The following is a 21,112-nucleotide window of genomic DNA, read 5'->3' as shown; positions in this document are numbered from 1 at the left end:
TTTATTTTAATCTAATTTCAGAAACACTTGTACCTTGTTCTACCATAGGAAATACATTGTTTTCCTTTCCTACCATTACCTCTAAAAGGTAAGAACCATCGTGTTCTAGCATCTCTTTTAATGCCTTTTTTAAATCATTTCTTTGATCTATTTTTTGACCTTCAATTTGATATGCTTTTGCAAGAGCCACAAAATCTGGACTTGTAATATCTACAAAAGAATAGCGTTTGTCGTTGAATAATTCCTGCCATTGACGAACCATTCCTAAGAAACTATTGTTTAGGATTAGCATTTTTACTTTTGCTCCAAATTGCATAATAGTTCCCATTTCTTGTAAAGTCATTTGGAAACCTCCATCTCCACAAACCATTACGACATCTTTTTCGGGTGCTCCATACCATGCTCCAATTGCTGCAGGTAAACCAAATCCCATTGTTCCTAATCCGCCTGATGTAACTAAGAGTTTAGAATCTTTAAATTTTGCATATCGGCAAGCAGACATTTGATGTTGCCCTACGTCTGTAACAATTACAGCTTGTCCATGTGTTAACTCATTTAATGTGTTAATAACTTCAGCCATAGACAATACATCAGAAGTTGGATAAAATTCTTTTTGAATGACCTCTTTATGTTCTTCTTTTTCGAGATCTCTAAATTCTTTTAACCAATCGGTATGTTCATTTTGATCAATCAAATTAGTTAATAACGGAAGTGTTTTCTTGCAATCACCCCAAACAGGAACAGTAACTTTTACATTTTTACCAATTTCTGCTGGATCAATATCAAGATGAATTACTTTCGCTTGCTTTGCATACTTGTCAAGTCTTCCAGTTACGCGATCGTCAAATCTCATCCCTATAGCAATTAATACATCGCAATCGTTTGTTTTGACATTCGGAGCATAATTACCATGCATTCCTAATAAGCCAACATATTGTGGGTGATCTGTATCTAAAGAGCTCAATCCCATTAAAGTTGTTGCTACGGGAATTCCAGATTTTTCCAAGAAATCTTTTAATTCTTGTTCTGCTTTTCCAAGTATAATTCCTTGACCAATAATTGCAAATGGTTTCTTTGCTTGATTAATGACTTCAGCAGCAGCATTTATATATTCAACTCTTATCTGTGGTTCTGGTCTATAACTACGAACATGTGTACATTTTTCATACTTTTTCTTCTCGATAAGCTGTATTTGAGCATTTTTTGTAATATCAATTAATACAGGTCCTGGTCTTCCAGAGCGTGCAATATGAAATGCTTTTGCTAATACATCGTTAATTTCTTCTGCATCTGTAATTTGATAATTCCATTTCGTGATGGGATTAGTAATATTAATGACATCTGTTTCTTGAAAAGCATCTGTTCCTAAAAGTGAAGCAAAAACTTGTCCTGTTATACATACGATAGGATTACTATCAATCATAGCATCAGCAATACCAGTTACTAAATTTGTTGCTCCTGGACCACTTGTAGCAAAGGCTACACCTACTTTTCCTGAAGTTCTTGCGTAACCTTGAGCAGCATGAATACCACCTTGTTCATGACGAACTAAAATGTGCTCCAATTTATCTTTGTAATCATATAAAGCATCATATATAGGCATAATTGCTCCACCTGGATATCCAAAAACTGTTGTAACTCCTTCATATAATAAAGCATTAATAATAGCTTGAGAACCTGAAACTTGATTTTTACTATCTGTCAGTAAGACATCCTTCTGAAGCGTTTCTAACTTGTTTTGCGTATTTGTATAAGATTCCATTTTTTACTTTTAATGCAGGTTGTTTCCAATTATTTTTTCGTTCTGTTAAAGTTTTTTCATCAACTAATAAGTTCAATTGTTTTTTGTTGATGTCAATTTCGATGAGGTCATCGTTTTCTACCAAAGCGATAGGACCTCCTTCAAAAGCTTCTGGTGTGATATGACCGACGACAAAACCATGCGTTCCACCACTAAATCGACCATCTGTAATTAAAGCAACTTTATCTCCTAAACCTGCACCAATAATGGCTGAAGTTGGTTTCAACATTTCAGGCATTCCTGGACCACCTTTTGGGCCTTCGTTGCGAATTACAATTACACTTCCTGCTTTTATTTGTAAATCTTCGATTGCTTTTAAAACTTCAACTTCGCTGTTGAAAACTTGTGCTTTCCCTTTGAAATAATAACCTTCTTTTCCAGATATTTTCGAGACAGATCCTTTTGGAGCTAAGTTTCCGTAAAGCATTTGTAAGTGACCTGTTTCTTTGATAGGTTGTTCTAATGGAAGAATGATTTTTTGATTAGAGAAATCTAATTCTTCAACATTTTCTAAATTTTCTGCAATGGTTTTTCCTGTAACTGTTAAACAATTTCCATCAATCAGATTTTCTTTTAGCATATATTTCATCACAGCCGGAATTCCACCAATTTTACTTAAATGTTCCATTAAGTATTTTCCACTTGGTTTTAAATCCGCTAAAACAGGAGTTTTATCATTGATAGCTTGAATATCATCTAAGGATAATTCAATATCCATTGTAGCTGCGATTGCTAATAAATGAAGTACTGCATTTGTACTACCACCTAAAACAACAATTACTTTTATCGCGTTTTCTAATGAGTTTTTTGTGATGATATCACTTGGTTTGATATCTTTTTCTAAGAGATTTTTCAAAAATTTTCCTGCAGTCAAACATTCATTTTTCTTCTCTTGGCTTAATGCAGGGTAAGATGAAGAATAAGGTAAGCTCATACCTAAAGCTTCGATTGCAGCAGCCATTGTGTTGGCAGTGTACATTCCGCCACATGCACCTGGACCAGGACAGGCATTCTGAATAATTCCGCAAAAATCTTTATCATCAATTTTTCCATTCAGCTTTTTTCCTAAAGCTTCAAATGCAGATACGATGTTTAATTCTTCCTCTTTGTAATGTCCTGGAGCAATAGTTCCTCCATAAACCATAATAGAAGGTCGGTTTAATCTTCCCATTGCCATAATTGATCCTGGCATATTTTTATCACAACCTGGAATAGTGATTACACCATCGTAAAAGTGTGCTGCACAAACGGCTTCTATAGAATCTGCAATAACTTCTCTACTCACCAAAGAGTAACGCATTCCCGATGTTCCATTTGTGATTCCGTCGCTAATTCCGATTGTGTTGAATTTTAGTCCAATCAAATCTTCATCCTTCATTCCGTCTTGTACCAACTGTGCAAATTGGTTAAGGTGCATATTGCAAGTATTTCCATCGTACCCCATACTTGCAATACCGATTAAAGGTTTTTTTAGGTCTTCGTTAGTTAGGCCAATCCCATGTAACATAGCTTGTGATGCGGGTAAACTATCATCTTGCGTTACGGTTCGGCTGTGTTTGTTAAGTGCTTGATTGTTGTTGTTCATTGTTGTTTATTTGATATTTTGTTCATATAAAATCATAAAAAAAGCCACCCTGTTATAGGTGGCTCATAAAAAATTGTTCAAAAAATTTGTCATAACACCACCTTTCCTAATCGTAAGACTAAGACCAAAATAATAATGATAATAATGACAAATGAATGTTGCATAATGCTGTTTTGTTTATATTTTTCTAAAATTGTTTAAAATAAAAAAGCCACCTCGTAAAGAAGTGGCTTTAATTGTTATTTTGTATGTACACAACTAATTACCACTCCTTGGAATAAGAATGACTAAAATAATCAAGTTGATAATGTTGTGAACTAATTTCATTTTTTACTTTTGATTATTCAAAGCTAGAGTTATTTTATTTTAAATAAGTCAAGTTTTTTTATTTTTTATTTGAAAAAATATCATTTATTTAAAATTCGCATTTATTAATTGCTTTTTTTAAAGATTGTTTAAAAATAAGCTTAATAAATTTTATATTTGCAAAACTTTGGAACAGAAAACCATTCACAACGTTTTTAGCTTATACGATTCTTCAGATTTCGTACAGAAGCTTATTGTCAATTTTAAAAATAATCCACAGCATAAAGTTAATATCAAAGGATTTTTGGGATCAGGATTGAGTATTTTAACAGGTCACTTATATGATCGTGTTGCTCGTCCTACGCTTCTAATTTTTGATGATAAAGAAGAGGCAGCTTATGTGTTGAATGATTTAGAAACTTTGTTTGATAAAGAACAAATTCTATTTTTTCCATCTTCATATAAGCGTCCTTATGAGATAGAGGAGGTAAACAATGCAAATGTGGTAATACGAACAGAAGTGTTAAACGTGCTTTCACATTCTAAACGTCCCAAAATTATTGTAACCTACGCAGAAGCATTGTCTGAAAAAGTGGTAACGAAAAAAGCGTTGACAACAAATACATTGAAAGTAAAAGTTGGAAATGATTTGGGAATAGATTTCTTGACAGAAGTTTTATCATCTTATAATTTTCATCGAGTAGATTTTGTTTCAGAACCTGGTGAATTCTCGATTCGTGGTGGAATTATTGATGTTTTTTCGTTTTCGAACGAGCATCCGTACCGAATTTCGTTGTTTGGAGATGAGGTTGAAACAATCAGAACATTTGATATCGAAAATCAATTGTCAATTGCGACGACAAAAGAAATTACGATTATTCCTAATCTTGAAAGTAAATCGATCAACGAAAAACGAGAAAGTTTCTTAGAATATATACCAAAAGATAGTTTAGTTATAGCAAAAAACATTTCAGTTTTAGCAAAACAAATCACCAGAAATTTTGAACAAGCTGAATCTGCTTTCTCAGAACTGAAAGGTGAAATTAAACAAGCTGAACCGAATCAATTATTTTTGAATGAAAATGGATTTCTTCAACAAATTTCAACATTTGGAGTGATCGAATGCTCGATGAAGTCCTATTTTGAAACAGTAGAAGAAATTGAATCACCATTTAAACCTCAACCAAGTTTTAACAAACAATTCGAATTATTAATTGATGATTTGAATGAGCATAAAACAGAAGGTTTTAAAAATGCATTGATTTGTTCGAATGAAAATCAAATCAAACGTTTCGAAGAAATCTTTGATGATATCGGGAAGGAAGTTTCTTATATTCCAGTTTTAGGATCTATTTATCAAGGTTTCATCGATGAAGAAATTAAGTTAACGTGTTACACGGATCATCAAATTTTTGGTCGTTACCATAAATTCAATCTTCGAAATTCGTTTTCAAAGAAAGAAGCAATTACACTAAAAGAAATCAATTCGTTGCAAGTAGGTGATTTTGTAACGCATATTGATTATGGAATCGGAAAGTTTGCTGGTTTAGTGCGTCTGAATAATAATGGTGTAACGCAAGAATCAATCAAACTGATTTATCAAAACAATGATATTCTCTACGTTAATATTCATTCGTTACATAAAATTGCTAAGTTTAGAGGAAAAGATGGACAAGAGCCAAAAATCTCAAAACTAGGGTCGCCAGCTTGGAAAAACTTAAAAAATAAAACAAAAGCGAAGGTTAAAGAAATAGCCTTTGATTTGATCAAATTATATGCGAAACGCCGTGCTAGAAAAGGTTTTGCATATTCGCCAGACACCTATTTACAAAATGAATTGGAAGCTTCTTTTATCTATGAAGATACGCCAGATCAATTCAAAGCGACACAAGATGTAAAAGCAGATATGGAATCGGATCGTCCGATGGATCGTTTGGTTTGTGGTGATGTTGGTTTCGGAAAAACGGAAGTTGCGATTCGTGCAGCAATGAAAGCTGCTGTAGACGGAAAACAAGTTGCAGTTTTAGTGCCAACAACGATTTTAGCTTTTCAACATTTCAAGACATTTTCTGAGCGTTTGAGAGATTTGCCAGTTAAAGTTGCTTATCTCAATCGATTTGTAACAGGTGCTAAGAAAAAAGCTGTTTTAGATGGTTTAAAATCCGGTCAAGTCGATATTGTGATTGGAACACATCAATTGGTTAATCCAAAAATCGAATACAAAGATTTGGGATTATTGATTGTAGATGAAGAGCATAAATTTGGTGTTGGAGTAAAAGATAAACTGAAAACACTGCGTGAAAATATTGATACCTTAACATTAACAGCGACACCAATTCCTCGTACACTTCAATTTTCGTTGATGGCTGCTCGAGATTTGTCAGTGATAAAAACGCCTCCGCCCAATCGTCAGCCTGTCGATACACAGTTGGTAGGATTTAATGAAGAGGTTTTTCGTGATGCAATTATGTACGAAATGCAACGAGGTGGACAGGTTTATATTATTCATAATCGTGTGCAATCTCTTAAAGATGTAGCGGGAATGGTGCAACGTTTGGTTCCTGATGCGCGTGTTGCAATTGGTCATGGACAAATGGAAGGGAAAGAATTAGAAGCTGTTTTGTTAGATTTTATTGATGGTCGATATGATGTTTTTGTTTCGACAACGATTATCGAATCTGGTTTAGATGTTCCGAATGCCAATACAATTTTGATTAATGATGCGCAGAATTTTGGTTTGGCAGATCTGCATCAAATGCGTGGTCGTGTAGGTCGTAGTAATCGAAAAGCATTTTGTTATTTAGTGGCGCCTCCCTTATCGGTTTTAACTGATGAAGCGCGTAAACGATTGCAGGCAATTGAGCAATTTTCAGATTTAGGTTCAGGATTTAACATTGCAATGAAAGATTTAGAAATACGTGGTGCAGGAAACCTATTGGGTGCTGAGCAAACTGGATTTATGACGGATATCGGATTTGAAACCTATCAAAAAATCTTGAATGAGGCGATCGAAGAATTGAAAGAAACAGATTTCAAAGATTTGTTCGAAGATCAAAAATCTGGAGAAGAAAAATCTTATGTTTCAGATGTGCAGATTGATTCTGATTTACAAATTATGTTCCCTGACGAATATATCGAAAGTTCTGAAGAGCGTTTATTGTTGTATAAAGAATTAGCTGATATTGAGACTGAAATAGATTTACAAACATTTAAAAATAATTTAATTGACCGTTTCGGTAAATTACCTATTGAGGCAGAAAACTTATTAGAATCAATTCAGTTAAAATGGATCAGTAAAAAATTAGGTTTTGAACGTATTGTTATGAAAAAAGGTGTGCTTTTGGCATATTTTATCAATAAACCTCAAAGTGAATTTTATCAATCAAACGAATTTAGATTAATTTTAAATTACGTTCAAAATAACCCTAAAAACATCAGTTTTAAGGAAAAATCACCCAAAAAAGGAGAAGAGTATCCTACTTTGTTGCTTCGTTTTGAACATATAAAAACAGTGCACGAAGCACTTCAAAATTTGCGAAATTTATTAATTCATTAACTTTTTTAAGTTTTAATTAGTAATCTAATAAAATACATAGGGAGAATTGACCAAGTTGTTAGTTCTTCCTTTTTATTAGTATAGACTAAAATTCCGATATAAATAAATAGTATTATATTTATCATATCAAGAACTGTAACTTGCTGAATACTAATTTACATAAATAATGTGATATTTTATTATTATTTTTATCGATAAAATATTAGTTGGAAAAAATAGTAAAGTAGTTATGGAAACAGCATCAAGTTATATTCCTATTCTCATTCTTTTTGTCGTTGCTTTTGCGTTCGTTGCGGGAACTATTGTTGCGACACATTTGCTTGGGCCATCAAGAAAAACAGACGAAAAATTAGAAAACTTCGAGTCTGGAATTGAGAAAGTAGGAAATGCAAGACAGCCTTTTGCAATTAAATACTTCCTAGTAGCCATTTTATTCGTGTTGTTTGATGTAGAAGTAATTTTCTTTTATCCATACGCAGCGAATTTCAAAGAATTAGGTTGGGAAGGATTTGCAGCAGTTGCAACATTTGTCGGTTTATTCTTCGTAATGTACATATATGTGCGCAAAAAAGGAGCTCTTAATTGGGAAAAATAGGGCGATTAATATCTAAAATAATAGTATAATGATTCATAATAAAAGACCAGTAACACACAATACCAATGTGAAGATTGTAGAGTCTCCAGGTGGTTTTGAAGGTGAGGGTTTTATGGCAATGCAATTATCAAAAGTAGTTGGATTAGCGCGTAAAAACTCAATTTGGCCTTTACCATTTGCGACAAGTTGTTGCGGAATCGAGTTTATGGCGACAATGGGTTCGACATACGATTTGGCACGTTTTGGATCTGAACGTTTGGCTTTTACGCCTCGTCAGTGCGATTTGTTGATGGTAATGGGTACAATTTCTAAAAAAATGGCTCCAGTTCTGAAACAAGTTTACATTCAAATGGCAGAACCTCGTTGGGTAATTGCAGTAGGTGCTTGTGCAAGTTCAGGAGGAATTTTTGATACATATTCGGTTTTACAAGGAATTGACGAAGTTATTCCGGTAGACGTTTATGTGCCAGGTTGTCCACCTCGTCCAGAAGCAATTATTGATGGAGTAATGCGTATCCAAGAGTTGGTAGAGTCAGAAAGTGTTCGTCGTAGAAGTAGCGATGAATATCAACAACTTTTGGCAAGTTATGGAATTAAATAAGCTGAAATAATGGACAATTCATTTATAAAAGACCGTTTGGTTCAGAAGTTTCAAGAAAATATAGTTGGATACGAAGAAAACTTTGGTGTATTAACAATTCATGCTAACAAAGATTTCAATTTAAAGATTCTACAATATTTATATGATGAAGAGCAATTAGCGTTCAAATTCTTGAAAGATTTAACGGCGATTCATTATCCAAATAATGTTGGAGAAGAATTAGTTGTAACCTACTTAGTATATAATATGTACGAGAATGTTGAAGTTCGTTTAAAATTTGCTTTGCCAATCGAAAAACCTTCGATTTTTACAGCAACTAAACTATTCGAAACTGCAAACTGGTTAGAACGTGAAGCGTATGATTTCTATGGAGTTGATTTTGTTGGACATCCAAATTTAATTCGTGTCATGAATGTTCCAGAAATGGACTATTTTCCTTTACGCAAAGAGTTCCCATTAGAGGATCAAACGCGTAAAGATAAGGACGACGATATGTTTGGTCGTGGTGGAGACTTCAATTATGGAGGTTTTAATTTAAAAGCAAATTAACCATGGGAAAAGAGAAAACTAAAAAATCAAAGCATCTTGATCTTCCAGATGGTTCGTTAGAAAAAAGCACAATTACCTTAAACTTAGGGCCTACGCATCCTGCAACACATGGGGTATTTCAAAATATTTTAGAGATTGATGGTGAAATCATCAAATCTGCGGTTCCTACAGTTGGGTATATTCACCGTGCTTTTGAGAAAATTGCTGAACGCAAACCTTTGTATCAAATTACACCTTTAACAGACCGTTTGAACTATTGTTCAGCTCCGTTAAATAACTTAGGTTGGCACATGACAGTAGAGAAATTTGTAGGAATTGAAGTTCCAAAACGAGTTTCTTATTTACGTGTAATCATTATGGAATTAGCTCGTATTGCGGATCATATCGTATGTAATTCGATTATGGGAGTTGATACAGGAGCGTTTACAGGATTCCTTTACATGATGAAATATCGTGAGTTGATTTATGAGATCTACGAAGAAATTTGTGGTTCTCGTTTGACGACGAATATTGGTCGTATTGGTGGTTTCGAACGTGATTTTTCTGAAACTGCATGGACAAAAATTCATCGTTTCGTAAAAGAGTTTCCAGATGTTTTAACAGAGTTCGAAAACTTATTCTTACGTAATCGAATCTTTATGGATCGTACACAAGGAGTAGGAGGGATTTCTGCTGAGCGTGCATTAAATTATGGTTTTACAGGGCCAAACTTACGCGCGGCTGGTGTAGATTATGATTTACGTGTAGCGAAACCTTATTCTCGTTACGAAGAATTCGAATTCGATATTCCGGTTGGTACAACGGGAGATTGTTACGATAGATTCTTAGTTCGTGGTCAAGAAATGTGGCAAAGTTTAAGCATTGTCAAACAAGCAATTGCAAAGATTGATGCATTAGAAGGTGAAGAAGCAACGCAATATCATGCTGATGCTCCAGACTTCTATTTACCATTAAAGAAAGATGTTTACACAAAAATGGAAGCGTTAATCTATCACTTCAAAATTATTATGGGAGAGGTAGATATGCCAAAAGGAGAAATTTATAATTCAATAGAAGCTGCAAATGGTGAGTTGGGTTATTATTTCGTTTCTGATGGTGGACGTTCGCCATATCGTTTACATTTCCGTAGACCTTGTTTCATTTATTATCAAGCTTATCCAGAATTGATCCAAGGATCAATGATTTCAGATGCCATTATTACAATGAGTAGTTTGAATTTGATTGCTGGAGAATTAGATGCTTAATAAAAATTATTAAAAATGGCAATTCAATTTTCAGAAGAAACACAACAAAAAGTAGATAAAATCATTGCACGTTATCCAGCGGATAAAAAACAAAGTGCTTTGATTCCTTTACTTCATGTGGCACAAGCTGAGTTTGGTGGTTGGTTAGACACACCTCATTTAGATTATGTTGCAGAAGTATTAGAAATTTTACCAGTAGAAGTTTACGAAGTAGCTTCTTTTTATTCAATGTTTAACCTAAATCCCGTAGGGAAATATGTGTTAGAAGTTTGTCAAACAGGACCTTGTATGTTAAATGGGTCAGACAAAATTATCGAACACATCAAATCAAAGTTAAATATCGAAGCTGGAGGAACTTCGACTGATGGTTTATTTACCTTAAAACCAGTCGAATGTTTAGGAGCGTGTGGTTATGCACCAATGATGCAGTTAGGGAAAACTTATCGTGAGCATTTGACGATCGAGAAAGTAGACGAGTTATTAGAGGAATTGAAAAAATTAGCATAATGGGACAAAAATTACTGTTAAAAAATATTGATGTTCCAGGAATTCGTCATTACCAAGCTTATCGCGAAAACGGTGGTTATGCAAATGCAGAAAAAGCATTTAAAATGACAGCTGACGAAATCTTAGAAGAAGTAAAAACTTCGGGTTTAAGAGGTCGTGGTGGAGCAGGTTTTCCAACTGGAATGAAATGGAGCTTTTTGGCAAAACCAGAAGGTGTTCCAAGACACTTGGTGGTTAATGCAGACGAATCAGAACCAGGAACGTTCAAAGACCGTTTCTTGATGGAATATATTCCTCATTTATTAATTGAAGGAGTTTTGATTTCATCATTCTGCTTAGGTTCTAATACATCATTCATTTATATCCGTGGAGAATATGCGTGGGTTGCAGAAATTTTAGAAGAAGCAATCGACGAAGCAAAAGCTGCAGGATGGTTAGGTAAAAACATTCAAGGAACAGGTTTCGATTTAGAAGTTTATGTTCAGCGTGGTGGTGGAGCTTACATCTGTGGTGAAGAAACGGCATTGTTAGAATCGTTAGAAGGTAAACGTGGAAATCCACGTCTTAAACCACCTTTTCCTGCTGTTAAAGGTTTGTGGGGAAGACCAACGGTTGTAAACAATGTAGAAACAATTGCTGCAATTGTTCCAATTATTGAAATTGGAGGAGAGGCATATTCTAAAATTGGAGTTGGTCGTTCTACAGGAACTAAATTAATTTCTGCTTGTGGTAATATCAATAAACCAGGCGTTTATGAAATTGATATGACAATCACAGTTGAAGAATTTATTTATTCAGATGAATATTGTGGAGGAATTCCAAACGGAAAACGTCTTAAAGCATGTATTCCTGGAGGAAGTTCTGTGCCAATTGTTCCAGCAAACTTATTGTTAAAAACTGCCGAAGGTAAACCTCGTTACATGAATTACGAAAGTTTATCAGAAGGTGGTTTCCAAACAGGAACGATGATGGGTTCTGGAGGATTTATCGTTTTAGATGAAGATCAAGACGTGGTTTATCATACCTACACATTAGCTCGTTTCTATCGTCACGAATCATGTGGACAATGTTCACCTTGTCGTGAAGGAACAGGTTGGATGGAGAAAATCTTGAAACGAATCGATGAAGGAAAAGGAAAAATGTCTGACATCGAATTGTTATGGGATGTTCAACGTAAAATCGAAGGAAATACAATTTGTCCATTAGGAGATGCAGCGGCTTGGCCAGTTGCAGCTGCAATTCGTCACTTCCGTGATGAGTTCGAGTGGCATATTAATAATCCGGAAGAATGTTTGACGCGTAATTTTGGTTTAGCACATTATGCTGATCCAATCGAAATAAAAGAAACCGCAAATTAATACGAAGATGGCAGAAGAAACACCATTATTTAAAGTTACCATCGATAACGAAACGATTGAAGTACCTGCGGGAACAACGATCCTTCAAGCCGCTCGTATGATTGGTAAAGAAGTAGCACCTCCAGCGATGTGTTACTACGGTAAATTAGAAAACACAGGAGGAAACTGTAGAACTTGTTTGGTAGAAGTATCAAAAGGTAGTGAAGCAGATCCTCGTCCAATGCCAAAATTGGTTCCATCATGTCGTACAACGGTTATGGACGGAATGGTTGTTGGTAATAAAACGTCTGAACGTACAGTTGAGGCACGTAAAGGGATTGTTGAATTATTATTAATCAATCACCCTTTAGATTGTCCAGTGTGTGATCAGGCAGGAGAATGTAAATTACAAGATTTAAGTTACGAGCATGGAGCAGAAGCTACGCGTTACGAATTTGATCGTCGTACATTCCCGAAAGAAGATTTAGGTCCAAATATTCAGTTGAACATGAACCGATGTATTTTATGTTATCGTTGTGTAAAAACTGCGGATCAAATCACAGGTTGTCGTGAGCATGGTGTAATGAATCGTGGAGATCACGCTGAAATTTCAACACATATTAACAAAAGTTTAGATAACGAATTTATCGGAAATATTATTGATGTTTGTCCAGTAGGAGCATTAACAGATAAAACGTTCCGTTTCAAAAACCGTGTTTGGTTCTTGAAACCAGTTGATGCACATCGCGATTGTCCTACTTGTTCTGGTAAAGCGCAAGTGTGGTTCCGTGGAAACGAAGTTTTTCGTGTAACAGCTCGCAAGGATGAATTTAACGAAGTAGAAGATTGGATTTGTAACACTTGTCGTTTTGATAAAAAAGACATCAACGATTGGACGTTAGAAAAACCATCAGAAGTTTCTAAAGATTCTGTTGTTCGTCAAGGTCATTACTTTGAGAATAAAGTAGAACCAAATGAAACACTTCCGAAAGTAATCAAACGCGATCCAAAAATTTTATTAGATATTCATACCGTTTCTGAAGTAAACGAACCAAATCGTGATTTATCTAAAATTGATGGACCAGCAACAAGTAAAGATTTTAAAGATTAATCATTCGTAAATAAAATTAACAAAAATGACAGAAGAATTTATTGCTGATGCATTAGAAAAGTTAGCTTTAGTAGGCGTAATGATTGGTTTTGCATTAGTTGTTGCCATGTACTCTACTTGGGCTGAACGTAAAGTTGCAGCATTCTTACAAGATCGTATCGGACCAAACCGCGCAGGTATTTTTGGTTTATTACAACCGCTTGCAGATGGTTTAAAATTATTCTCTAAAGAGGAAATTACACCAAAAGATTCGAATAAATTTTTATTCATCTTAGGTCCATCTTTGGCAATGATTGTAGCTTGTATGACAGGTGCAGTTATTCCATGGTCGACAGCTTTCGAGATTGGAGATCGCGTAGTTATTCCACAAATTGCAGATGTAAACATCGGATTTTTATACATCTTAGGTGTATTAAGTTTGGGTGTATATGGAATTATGATTGGTGCTTGGGCATCGAACAACAAATACTCATTAATGGGAGGTTTGCGTGCAGCTTCGCAGATTATTTCGTACGAATTACCAATGGGAATCGTGTTAATCACAATTTTGATGATGACAGGATCTTTAAAATTGAGTGATATTGTACATTATCAACAAGAACATGCTTGGTTTATCTTATTACAACCATTAGGATTTATCATTTTCTTGGTATGTTCTTTCGCAGAAACAAATCGTACACCTTTCGATTTACCAGAAGCAGAAAACGAGTTGGTAGGTGGTTATCACTCAGAATATTCTTCGATGAAAATGGGATTCTTCTTATTCGCAGAATACATCAACATGTTTATTAGTGCAGTGGTAATTTCTACCTTATATTTTGGTGGATATGATATCCCTTTTGTAGACGATGCAACATTAGTAAACTCTATCGGAGTAAATGGAACGGCAATTCTTAATTTCCTTTCATTATTCGGTAAAGCTTGTTTCTTCATCTTCTTCTATATGTGGGTTCGTTGGACGATTCCTCGTTTCCGTTACGATCAATTAATGAATTTAGGTTGGAAAAAATTATTGCCTTTAGCATTGATCAATATGTTAATTACAGGCTTAGTGATTTTATTATTAAACAATTAGAATCATCAAAATCATTAGAAATATGAAACCAATTACAAATAGATTAAAACAAGTAGAACGTAAACCCCTTACTTTTTGGGAAAGTATTTATTTGATTTCTATCGCAAAAGGGTTGATGATTACATTGAAGCACTTCTTTTCGAAGAAAGCAACAATTAGTTATCCAGAAAAACAAAGACCGTTTAGTCCTGTATTTAGAGGATTACACGTTTTGAATAGAGACGAAGAAGATCGCGAAAACTGTACAGCTTGTGGACTTTGTGCCTTGGCTTGTCCAGCAGAAGCAATTACAATGGAAGCGGCAGAAAGACTTCCTGGTGAAGAAAACCTTTACCGTGAAGAAAAATATGCGGCGAAATATGAAATTAACATGTTACGTTGTATTTTCTGTGGATTTTGTGAGGAAGCTTGTCCAAAAGATGCTGTTTATTTATCGCAAACAGTTCCACCAGCAAGTTTCAAACGTCAAAACTTTATCTATTCGAAAGAAGATTTATTAATCCCGAAAAAAGCTACAAATTAATGGAATTACCTATCATTTTATTCTATGTTTTGTCGAGCTTAACGGTGTTAAGTGCGCTACTAATGGTGTTCAGTAAAAACCCTGTACATTCCATTTTATATTTAATCGTAACATTCTTCTGCATCAGCGGACATTATGTATTGCTAAACGCGCAGTTTTTGGCAATTGTAAACGTTATTGTCTATGCCGGAGCAATTATGGTATTGTTCTTATTCGTGGTGATGTTGATGAACTTGAATAGTGAAAAGAAATCATTTGGTCGACCAGCAAAAATAGTAGCAGCGAGTTTAATCTCCTTGTTATTTGTTGCCTTGACAATTGGTATTTTCTCACAAAATCAAGCTTCTGCAAACACAGCTGTAGAAATGGGAACAGGTGATTTAGGATTGATTCACAACTTAGGATCATTGTTGTATTCAGAATATGTTTTACCATTCGAGTTGAGCAGTATTTTGTTTATTTCTGCAATGATTGGAGCGGTGATGTTATCGAAAAAGGACGAAGAATTATTGGATTAAATATAAAAAGTAAAAGATGTTACCAATCAGTTATTATATTACTTTATCATTAATCCTATTCGGAATAGGAATGGCTGGCGTAATGATTCGTCGTAACGCAATTGTCATTTTTATGTGTATAGAATTGATGTTAAATTCTGTGAATTTGTTGCTAGTAGCGTTCTCAAAAATGCACTATCATGCAAATCCAGCATTAGAAAAAGGAACAGATGCACAACTTTTAGTATTCTTTATTATGGTTGTAGCCGCGGCTGAGGTTGCTGTAGGATTATCAGTGATAATTTTATTGTTCCGCAAAGTATACTCGGTAGATATTAATGTGTTAAATCGTTTAAAAGGTTAAGAATGGAGCAGTATATATGGTTAATTCCTTTGATTCCATTCATCGGATTTTTGATTAACGGTTTAGGACGAAATGTACTTTCTAAAAGCTTAGTGACTTTCATTGGAAGTGGAGCAGTTTTGGCAAGTTTCATTTTATCAATCATGGTTTTTATGTCAGTTCCATCAGGAGCAGATGCACAGCCATTAATTTTTAAGGCATTTGATATTATCAATATTCCAACTTTACAAGTTCCGTTTGCATTTCAAATTGATGCATTAACGAGTTTGTTTTTGTTAATTATTACAGGAGTTGGATTTTTAATTCACGTGTATAGCTCGGCTTATATGAGCGAAGACAAAGGATTTGCAAAATTCTTTTCTTACCTAAATTTATTCATCTTCTTTATGTTGATCCTTGTAATGGGAAACAACTTTGTAATGATGTTTATAGGTTGGGAAGGAGTAGGATTATGTTCTTTCTTGTTAATTGGTTTTTGGTTTACAAATCCAGAATATATCAAAGCGGCAAAGAAAGCTTTCATCATGAACCGTATTGGAGATGTTGGATTTTTATTGGCGATGTTTTGGATTTTCAAAGAATTTGGAACATTAGAATATGTAAAAGTATTCAACCAATTAGCAATTGATCCATCTGCATTTACAGGTTTTGTATTAACAGGAATCACATTATTGTTATTCTTAGCAGCAACAGGTAAATCGGCTCAATTACCATTATTTACTTGGTTACCAGACGCGATGGCAGGACCAACACCAGTTTCAGCACTTATTCACGCTGCAACAATGGTAACGGCTGGTATTTTTATGATTACGCGTTGTAATGAATTGTTTACTGCAGCTCCATTGACTTTAGAAATTATTCAGTACATAGGAATTGCAACAGCATTTATTACAGCAACTATTGCAATGCGTCAAAACGATATCAAAAAAGTGTTGGCATATTCTACTGTTTCTCAGTTAGGATTAATGTTTGCAGCAATTGGTTCTGGAGCATATATAGCAGCTGTTTTTCACGTAATGACGCACGCTTTCTTCAAAGCACTATTATTCTTAGGAGCAGGTTCTGTAATTCACGGAATGCACCATGAGCAAGATATGCGCAAAATGGGAGGTCTGAAAAAATACATGAAAATTACACATATCACTTTCTTGATCGGATGTTTGGCAATCGCTGGTATTCCAGGTTTATCAGGTTTCTTCTCGAAAGATGAAATGTTATTAGGAATGTTTGTTTCTAACCCAGTTATTTACGGAATTGGATTTATCGTTTCTGTAATGACAACATTCTATATGTTCCGTTTATATGCAATGACTTTCTTAGGAGATTTACGTAGTAAAGATGCTCATCCGCACGAAAGTCCAGCAGCAATGACAATTCCATTAATCATCTTAGCAGTTCTTTCTGTTATTGCAGGTTATATCGGAATTCCAGCATTATTTATGCAAGACGGTCATAAGCTTCAAACTTTCTTAAGTGGAGTTGTTTCTATCGGAGAGGCTCATCATGTTTCTCATTCAACAGAATGGATGATGATGGGAGCTTTATTATTATGTGTTCTTGGTGCAATTTTTTATGCGATTAAGAAATACACAAATTATGTAGATGGTGAAGCAACAGGAATTGCAAAATTCTTTGAAGATAAATGGTACATCGACGAATTATACGACAATGCAATTGTAAAACCATTGTTCGAGTTAGGTGATGTCTTGAAAAAATATGTAGAAAAAGCAGGAATTGCAGCTTTCGTTTTAGGAGTTGGAACTGTTTCTGGTCGCGCATCAAAAAATGTACGTCAGCTACAAAACGGAAATGTAGGATTCTATATTATGCTAATGGTTGTAGGAATCGTAGCAGGTATCGCAATCTTTTTTATGGGGTATTTAATTTCAAAATAGGTTAGTAATGCTTTTATCTTTATTTATCATATTACCATTAATAGTAGGAGTTTTTATGCTATTAATGCAAGGTCAAAAACCACAAAGATGGTTAGGAGCATTCGTTGGCGGAGCATTGTTAGCGTTATACTTGTTTATCACTTGTAAAGGAGGTAACAACGAGTTAACGTTCCAAACTCAATGGTTCAATTTCAACAGCGTTAAAACTTATTTTGCGTTAAATGCTCAAGGTTTAGGTGGCTTGATGTTACTTTTATCTAACTTCACTTATTTGGCTTTATTTGTTTATTTATCAACAACTAAACAAAAATATTCAAATACGTTTTACGGATTATTATTAATCACTTTAGCAGGATTAAATGGAGTTTTCTTAGCAGAAGATTTAATTTTATTCTATTTCTTCTGGGAAGTTGTTTTAATTCCGGTTTATTTCTTAATTGGATTATTTGGAATTGGGAAAGATAAAATTCGCGCAAATATGACGTTCTTCTTATACACGATTTTAGGATCGATGTTTATGTTAGGAGGAATTATTTACATCGGATTTTTCTTACAACCAGCATCGTTTTTATTAACAGATGTTGTACAAGTAACAGGACCACATTATTCAACAAACACTGCGCTGGCATTGTTATTCTTAATCGCTTTTGTGATTAAAATTCCAATCTTCCCATTTCACACATGGCAACCAACCATCTATAAAACATCTCCAACTCCATTAACAGTTGTACTTTCAGCTTTGATGGCGAAAATGGGATTATTTGCAGTGGTTACTTGGTATTTGGGGATGTTCCCAACGATTTCAGAATTGTTCAAATACATTACGTACATCGCAATTTTCGGATTAGTTTACGCGTCGTTAATCGCATTGAGTGCAAAAAATGTAAAGAAAATTATTGCATATAGCTCGATTGCTCACTTGGCTTTAATTTTTGTTTCTATATTTTCAGAATTAGCAAATGGTGTAACAGGAGCTTATTTTCAAATGTTTTCACATGGTTTAGTAGTTTTAGGATTATGGTTATGTGTAGATATTATGGAAAGAAAATATGATTTGACAGATATTAAATCGATTGGTGGTTTAGCGAAAGTTGATCCAACATTATCTATCTTATTCATGATATTCGGTTTAGCAAACGTAGCATTACCATTGACAAGTTCATTCATCGGAGAGTTTATGATGCTTTCAGCATTGTTTACACACAATCCAGTTTTATGTGTGGTAGCTTGTTTAGGTGTTATTTTATCTGCCGTTTATACGTTGAGATTATCAAGTGCATTATTGTTTGGAGAAGTAAAAAACATCAAACAAAAAGATGCTCAAAAAGGAGGTTTTGGACCAATTGCAGTATTATCTGTCATTGCAATCATTGTGATCATCTTAGGAGTTTATCCAACACCAATTTTTAATTTATTAGCACATTAATCATTTTTGAATAAATAGATATGAATACGATTATTTTATCAGCACTTTCAGGTATTATTTTGATGTTTAGTGGATTCTACATCAAAAATAATCGTGCCTTAAATATTCTTTCGGTTGTTCTGTTTTTCGGAATGATTGTAGGAGGAATTTTCGATTTGAAAGGTTGCTCAATGTTTGCAGGAAAATTCGATAATATGATCGGACAATCGCTTTACGGCGTTTCGTTCTTTATCGCATTGGCTGGATTGGCAATTTTTTACTTATTGCTGAACAAAGATTCTTTCGGAAAAGTAGGAAAACATGTGGCTGAATATTATGCCTTGATTTTCTTCTCTTTTACGGGAATCGCAGTTTTAGCACAATTCCACAACTTAGTAATTATGTTCTTAGGGATCGAATTAATGTCAATTCCGATGTACATTCTTGCAGGGGCAAATAAAGAAAGTATAAAAAGTACAGAAGCATCTGTAAAATATTTCTTGATGGGAGCTTTCTCAACAGGAATTTTGATGTTAGGTGTTACATTTTTGTACGGCGCAACAGGAACATTTATGGTAGACCAATTGGTGAACTATAACAAAGATTTCGAAACAATTTATTACGTGGGTTGGTGTTTAGTCATCTTCGCATTTTGTTTCAAAGTTTCTGCGGCTCCTTTCCATGCATGGACACCAGACGTTTACGACGGAACACCAACGGTATTTACATCGTTTATGTCGACAATTATCAAAGGAGGATCATTTTTAGGATTTATTTTAGTCTTAAAATCATTCCCAACAAATGTAGAATATGCCGAATATTACCGTTTATTATTTGCGTCAATCATTATTTTGACGTTATTTATCGGAAACTTCGGAGCAGTTTCTCAAAAATCTGTCAAACGTTTGATGGCTTATTCATCAATCGCGCAAGCAGGTTTCATGTTATTTGTTTTATTTAATATCAATTCATCTTCAAAAGAAGCGTTGATGTTTTATACAATTGCTTATTCAGTTGCGAATTTTATTATTTTCTATACAATTGATCAATTCAAAAATCCAAAATTTGAAAGTTTCATTGGTTTAGGAAAAGCAAATCCAGTTTTGGCTGCAGCGATTACAATTTCATTGATTTCATTAGCAGGTATTCCATTAACAGGAGGTTTCTTCGCAAAATTCATGGCATTGAGTATAGGTGGAACAAATGACAAAAACTTATTTTTGATTGTAATTGCATTAGTAATGGCAGTTTTGAGTATGTATTATTACTTCAAAGTGATTAACTACATGTATTTCAAGAAAGGTAAAAACAAATTAAAAACACAAGATGGATTGACAAATTTCCTTTTAGTAATTGGAATGGTTATCTTGATTGTGATGGGAATTTTTCCAGGAATATTATCGTCATTTTTACAAACGCCAATGTGGTAATTGTGAAATGATTATTATATAGTTTTTTATTATTTATTATTTAAAAAGCTCGTGTCAAGCAATTTGACACGAGCTTTTTTTGTATATTAATATTTTTAAAATATTCAACTGGTTTATGAAGTTAATTTTATCGATTATAATATTTTGTTTGCATTCTTTATTATTCTCTCAACAAATTGAAGAATTGAATCGAATATTGAAAATTGATTCATTGAAATTGCATGAAAATGAAATTAGAATTTATAAAAAATACGCTACATCGACAGGTTTAGAAATGTTTAGACTTTTTAATGTAAAAGAAGATTATTGGAAAGCAGAATTGTATCAAACAAAAGCAAGAACAATTGATAATGTAACTAAAATTAGAATTGTTAAAGAGAAATTAAACTCTTTAAGTAATCTTGAATTAATTTGGTTTAAAATTTTAGATACAGATATTTTACACTTACCAAATTTTGATAAAATAAGTTATAAATTAAAAACTAAATCAAAACAATATTTAATAGAAGAAGGTAATATTGTTGGAGTTAATAAAGAAGTTACTATTCTTGATGGAATGGAGTATACTATTTTAATAAATAAGGAAAATCAGAAAAACCTGATTTATTATTCTAATCCAGAAAAGTATCCTGAATATTATCCGAATGTTGATGAATTACTATCAGTAAAAGAATTATTAGAGTTGATTCGATTGGAGTTTGATAGTTTAAAGTAATCAAAAGCTTGAAACA

General features: G+C 33.9%; 18 protein-coding genes. 16 read left to right on the top strand and 2 right to left on the bottom strand.

Features of this window, described 5'->3' with window-relative positions; translation table 11 throughout:
• Window position 1: 1 nt before the first annotated feature.
• Window positions 2-1,762, bottom strand: a complete 1,761-nt coding sequence (ilvB, locus tag AC2I98_RS10200; RefSeq protein ID WP_486411578.1) for a biosynthetic-type acetolactate synthase large subunit — start codon at window positions 1,760-1,762, stop codon at window positions 2-4.
• Window positions 1,695-3,386: a dihydroxy-acid dehydratase gene (gene ilvD / locus AC2I98_RS10195; protein WP_486411577.1), complete on the bottom strand. Its 1,692-nt coding sequence runs from the start codon at window positions 3,384-3,386 to the stop codon at window positions 1,695-1,697. The genes ilvB and ilvD overlap by 68 nt, the downstream gene beginning before the upstream one ends.
• A 493-nt stretch (window positions 3,387-3,879) precedes the next feature.
• On the opposite strand from ilvD, the gene mfd reads away from it, so the two are divergent.
• From mfd to AC2I98_RS10115, 16 genes are all read left to right on the top strand, one after another.
• A complete protein-coding gene (mfd, locus tag AC2I98_RS10190) occupies window positions 3,880-7,248 on the top strand; it encodes a transcription-repair coupling factor (protein WP_486411576.1) in 3,369 nt (1,122 codons plus the stop codon).
• A 229-nt stretch (window positions 7,249-7,477) separates the two neighbouring features.
• Entirely contained in the window at window positions 7,478-7,843 is a 366-nt protein-coding gene (locus AC2I98_RS10185) for an NADH-quinone oxidoreductase subunit A (protein WP_092908477.1), read from the top strand.
• 28 nt (window positions 7,844-7,871) lie between these two features.
• Window positions 7,872-8,444, top strand: coding sequence for an NADH-quinone oxidoreductase subunit B (locus AC2I98_RS10180; protein WP_486411575.1), 573 nt, complete (start codon window positions 7,872-7,874; stop codon window positions 8,442-8,444).
• 9 nt (window positions 8,445-8,453) lie between these two features.
• Window positions 8,454-8,993: an NADH-quinone oxidoreductase subunit C gene (locus AC2I98_RS10175; protein WP_486411574.1), complete on the top strand. Its 540-nt coding sequence runs from the start codon at window positions 8,454-8,456 to the stop codon at window positions 8,991-8,993.
• Between the two features lie 2 nt (window positions 8,994-8,995).
• Window positions 8,996-10,237: an NADH-quinone oxidoreductase subunit D gene (locus AC2I98_RS10170; RefSeq protein ID WP_486411573.1), complete on the top strand. Its 1,242-nt coding sequence runs from the start codon at window positions 8,996-8,998 to the stop codon at window positions 10,235-10,237.
• A 15-nt stretch (window positions 10,238-10,252) separates the two neighbouring features.
• Window positions 10,253-10,744: an NADH-quinone oxidoreductase subunit NuoE family protein gene (locus AC2I98_RS10165; RefSeq protein WP_260541458.1), complete on the top strand. Its 492-nt coding sequence runs from the start codon at window positions 10,253-10,255 to the stop codon at window positions 10,742-10,744.
• On the top strand, window positions 10,744-12,102 hold the full coding sequence (gene nuoF / locus AC2I98_RS10160; protein WP_486411572.1) for an NADH-quinone oxidoreductase subunit NuoF: 1,359 nt from the start codon (window positions 10,744-10,746) through the stop codon (window positions 12,100-12,102). Before AC2I98_RS10165 ends, nuoF begins: the two co-directional genes overlap by 1 nt.
• 7 nt (window positions 12,103-12,109) lie before the next feature.
• The gene (locus AC2I98_RS10155) at window positions 12,110-13,192 is read left to right on the top strand and encodes an NADH-quinone oxidoreductase subunit G (RefSeq protein WP_486411571.1); all 1,083 of its coding nucleotides are present in this window, start codon (window positions 12,110-12,112) and stop codon (window positions 13,190-13,192) included.
• A 25-nt stretch (window positions 13,193-13,217) separates the two neighbouring features.
• On the top strand, window positions 13,218-14,267 hold the full coding sequence (gene nuoH / locus AC2I98_RS10150) for an NADH-quinone oxidoreductase subunit NuoH (RefSeq protein WP_486411570.1): 1,050 nt from the start codon (window positions 13,218-13,220) through the stop codon (window positions 14,265-14,267).
• 22 nt (window positions 14,268-14,289) lie between these two features.
• Window positions 14,290-14,790 carry an NADH-quinone oxidoreductase subunit NuoI gene (nuoI, locus tag AC2I98_RS10145; RefSeq protein WP_486411569.1) on the top strand — a complete coding sequence of 167 codons (501 nt, stop codon included), beginning with the start codon at window positions 14,290-14,292 and terminating at the stop codon, window positions 14,788-14,790.
• A complete protein-coding gene (locus tag AC2I98_RS10140) occupies window positions 14,790-15,308 on the top strand; it encodes an NADH-quinone oxidoreductase subunit J family protein (RefSeq protein ID WP_125348899.1) in 519 nt (172 codons plus the stop codon). Before nuoI ends, AC2I98_RS10140 begins: the two co-directional genes overlap by 1 nt.
• 16 nt (window positions 15,309-15,324) lie before the next feature.
• Window positions 15,325-15,651 (top strand): NADH-quinone oxidoreductase subunit NuoK, encoded by a 327-nt coding sequence (nuoK, locus tag AC2I98_RS10135; protein ID WP_026357457.1) that lies wholly within the window; start codon window positions 15,325-15,327, stop codon window positions 15,649-15,651.
• Between the two features lie 2 nt (window positions 15,652-15,653).
• A complete protein-coding gene (gene nuoL / locus AC2I98_RS10130) occupies window positions 15,654-17,546 on the top strand; it encodes an NADH-quinone oxidoreductase subunit L (RefSeq protein ID WP_486411568.1) in 1,893 nt (630 codons plus the stop codon).
• 7 nt (window positions 17,547-17,553) lie between these two features.
• The gene (locus AC2I98_RS10125) at window positions 17,554-18,972 is read left to right on the top strand and encodes a complex I subunit 4 family protein (RefSeq protein WP_486411567.1); all 1,419 of its coding nucleotides are present in this window, start codon (window positions 17,554-17,556) and stop codon (window positions 18,970-18,972) included.
• 20 nt (window positions 18,973-18,992) lie between these two features.
• Entirely contained in the window at window positions 18,993-20,381 is a 1,389-nt protein-coding gene (locus tag AC2I98_RS10120; protein WP_486411566.1) for an NADH-quinone oxidoreductase subunit N, read from the top strand.
• A 115-nt stretch (window positions 20,382-20,496) separates the two neighbouring features.
• Window positions 20,497-21,096 carry a hypothetical protein gene (locus tag AC2I98_RS10115; RefSeq protein WP_486411565.1) on the top strand — a complete coding sequence of 200 codons (600 nt, stop codon included), beginning with the start codon at window positions 20,497-20,499 and terminating at the stop codon, window positions 21,094-21,096.
• Window positions 21,097-21,112 lie beyond the last annotated feature (16 nt).

This window comes from Empedobacter sp. EJD.6dd (genome assembly GCF_057369435.1).
The sequence above is the reverse complement of the archived record's forward strand: the minus strand, read 5'-3'. Positions and strand labels throughout refer to the sequence as shown.

Excerpts from the sequence above, each read along its gene's own strand:
- ilvB (WP_486411578.1), bottom strand. The coding sequence starts at position 1,762 with ATGGAATCTTATACAAATACGCAAAACAAGTTAGAAACGCTTCAGAAG.
- ilvD (WP_486411577.1), bottom strand. The coding sequence starts at position 3,386 with ATGAACAACAACAATCAAGCACTTAACAAACACAGCCGAACCGTAACG.
- AC2I98_RS10185 (WP_092908477.1), top strand. The coding sequence starts at position 7,478 with ATGGAAACAGCATCAAGTTATATTCCTATTCTCATTCTTTTTGTCGTT.
- AC2I98_RS10180 (WP_486411575.1), top strand. The coding sequence starts at position 7,872 with ATGATTCATAATAAAAGACCAGTAACACACAATACCAATGTGAAGATT.
- AC2I98_RS10175 (WP_486411574.1), top strand. The coding sequence starts at position 8,454 with ATGGACAATTCATTTATAAAAGACCGTTTGGTTCAGAAGTTTCAAGAA.
- AC2I98_RS10170 (WP_486411573.1), top strand. The coding sequence starts at position 8,996 with ATGGGAAAAGAGAAAACTAAAAAATCAAAGCATCTTGATCTTCCAGAT.
- AC2I98_RS10165 (WP_260541458.1), top strand. The coding sequence starts at position 10,253 with ATGGCAATTCAATTTTCAGAAGAAACACAACAAAAAGTAGATAAAATC.
- nuoF (WP_486411572.1), top strand. The coding sequence starts at position 10,744 with ATGGGACAAAAATTACTGTTAAAAAATATTGATGTTCCAGGAATTCGT.
- AC2I98_RS10155 (WP_486411571.1), top strand. The coding sequence starts at position 12,110 with ATGGCAGAAGAAACACCATTATTTAAAGTTACCATCGATAACGAAACG.
- nuoH (WP_486411570.1), top strand. The coding sequence starts at position 13,218 with ATGACAGAAGAATTTATTGCTGATGCATTAGAAAAGTTAGCTTTAGTA.
- nuoI (WP_486411569.1), top strand. The coding sequence starts at position 14,290 with ATGAAACCAATTACAAATAGATTAAAACAAGTAGAACGTAAACCCCTT.
- AC2I98_RS10140 (WP_125348899.1), top strand. The coding sequence starts at position 14,790 with ATGGAATTACCTATCATTTTATTCTATGTTTTGTCGAGCTTAACGGTG.
- nuoK (WP_026357457.1), top strand. The coding sequence starts at position 15,325 with ATGTTACCAATCAGTTATTATATTACTTTATCATTAATCCTATTCGGA.
- nuoL (WP_486411568.1), top strand. The coding sequence starts at position 15,654 with ATGGAGCAGTATATATGGTTAATTCCTTTGATTCCATTCATCGGATTT.
- AC2I98_RS10125 (WP_486411567.1), top strand. The coding sequence starts at position 17,554 with ATGCTTTTATCTTTATTTATCATATTACCATTAATAGTAGGAGTTTTT.
- AC2I98_RS10120 (WP_486411566.1), top strand. The coding sequence starts at position 18,993 with ATGAATACGATTATTTTATCAGCACTTTCAGGTATTATTTTGATGTTT.
- AC2I98_RS10115 (WP_486411565.1), top strand. The coding sequence starts at position 20,497 with ATGAAGTTAATTTTATCGATTATAATATTTTGTTTGCATTCTTTATTA.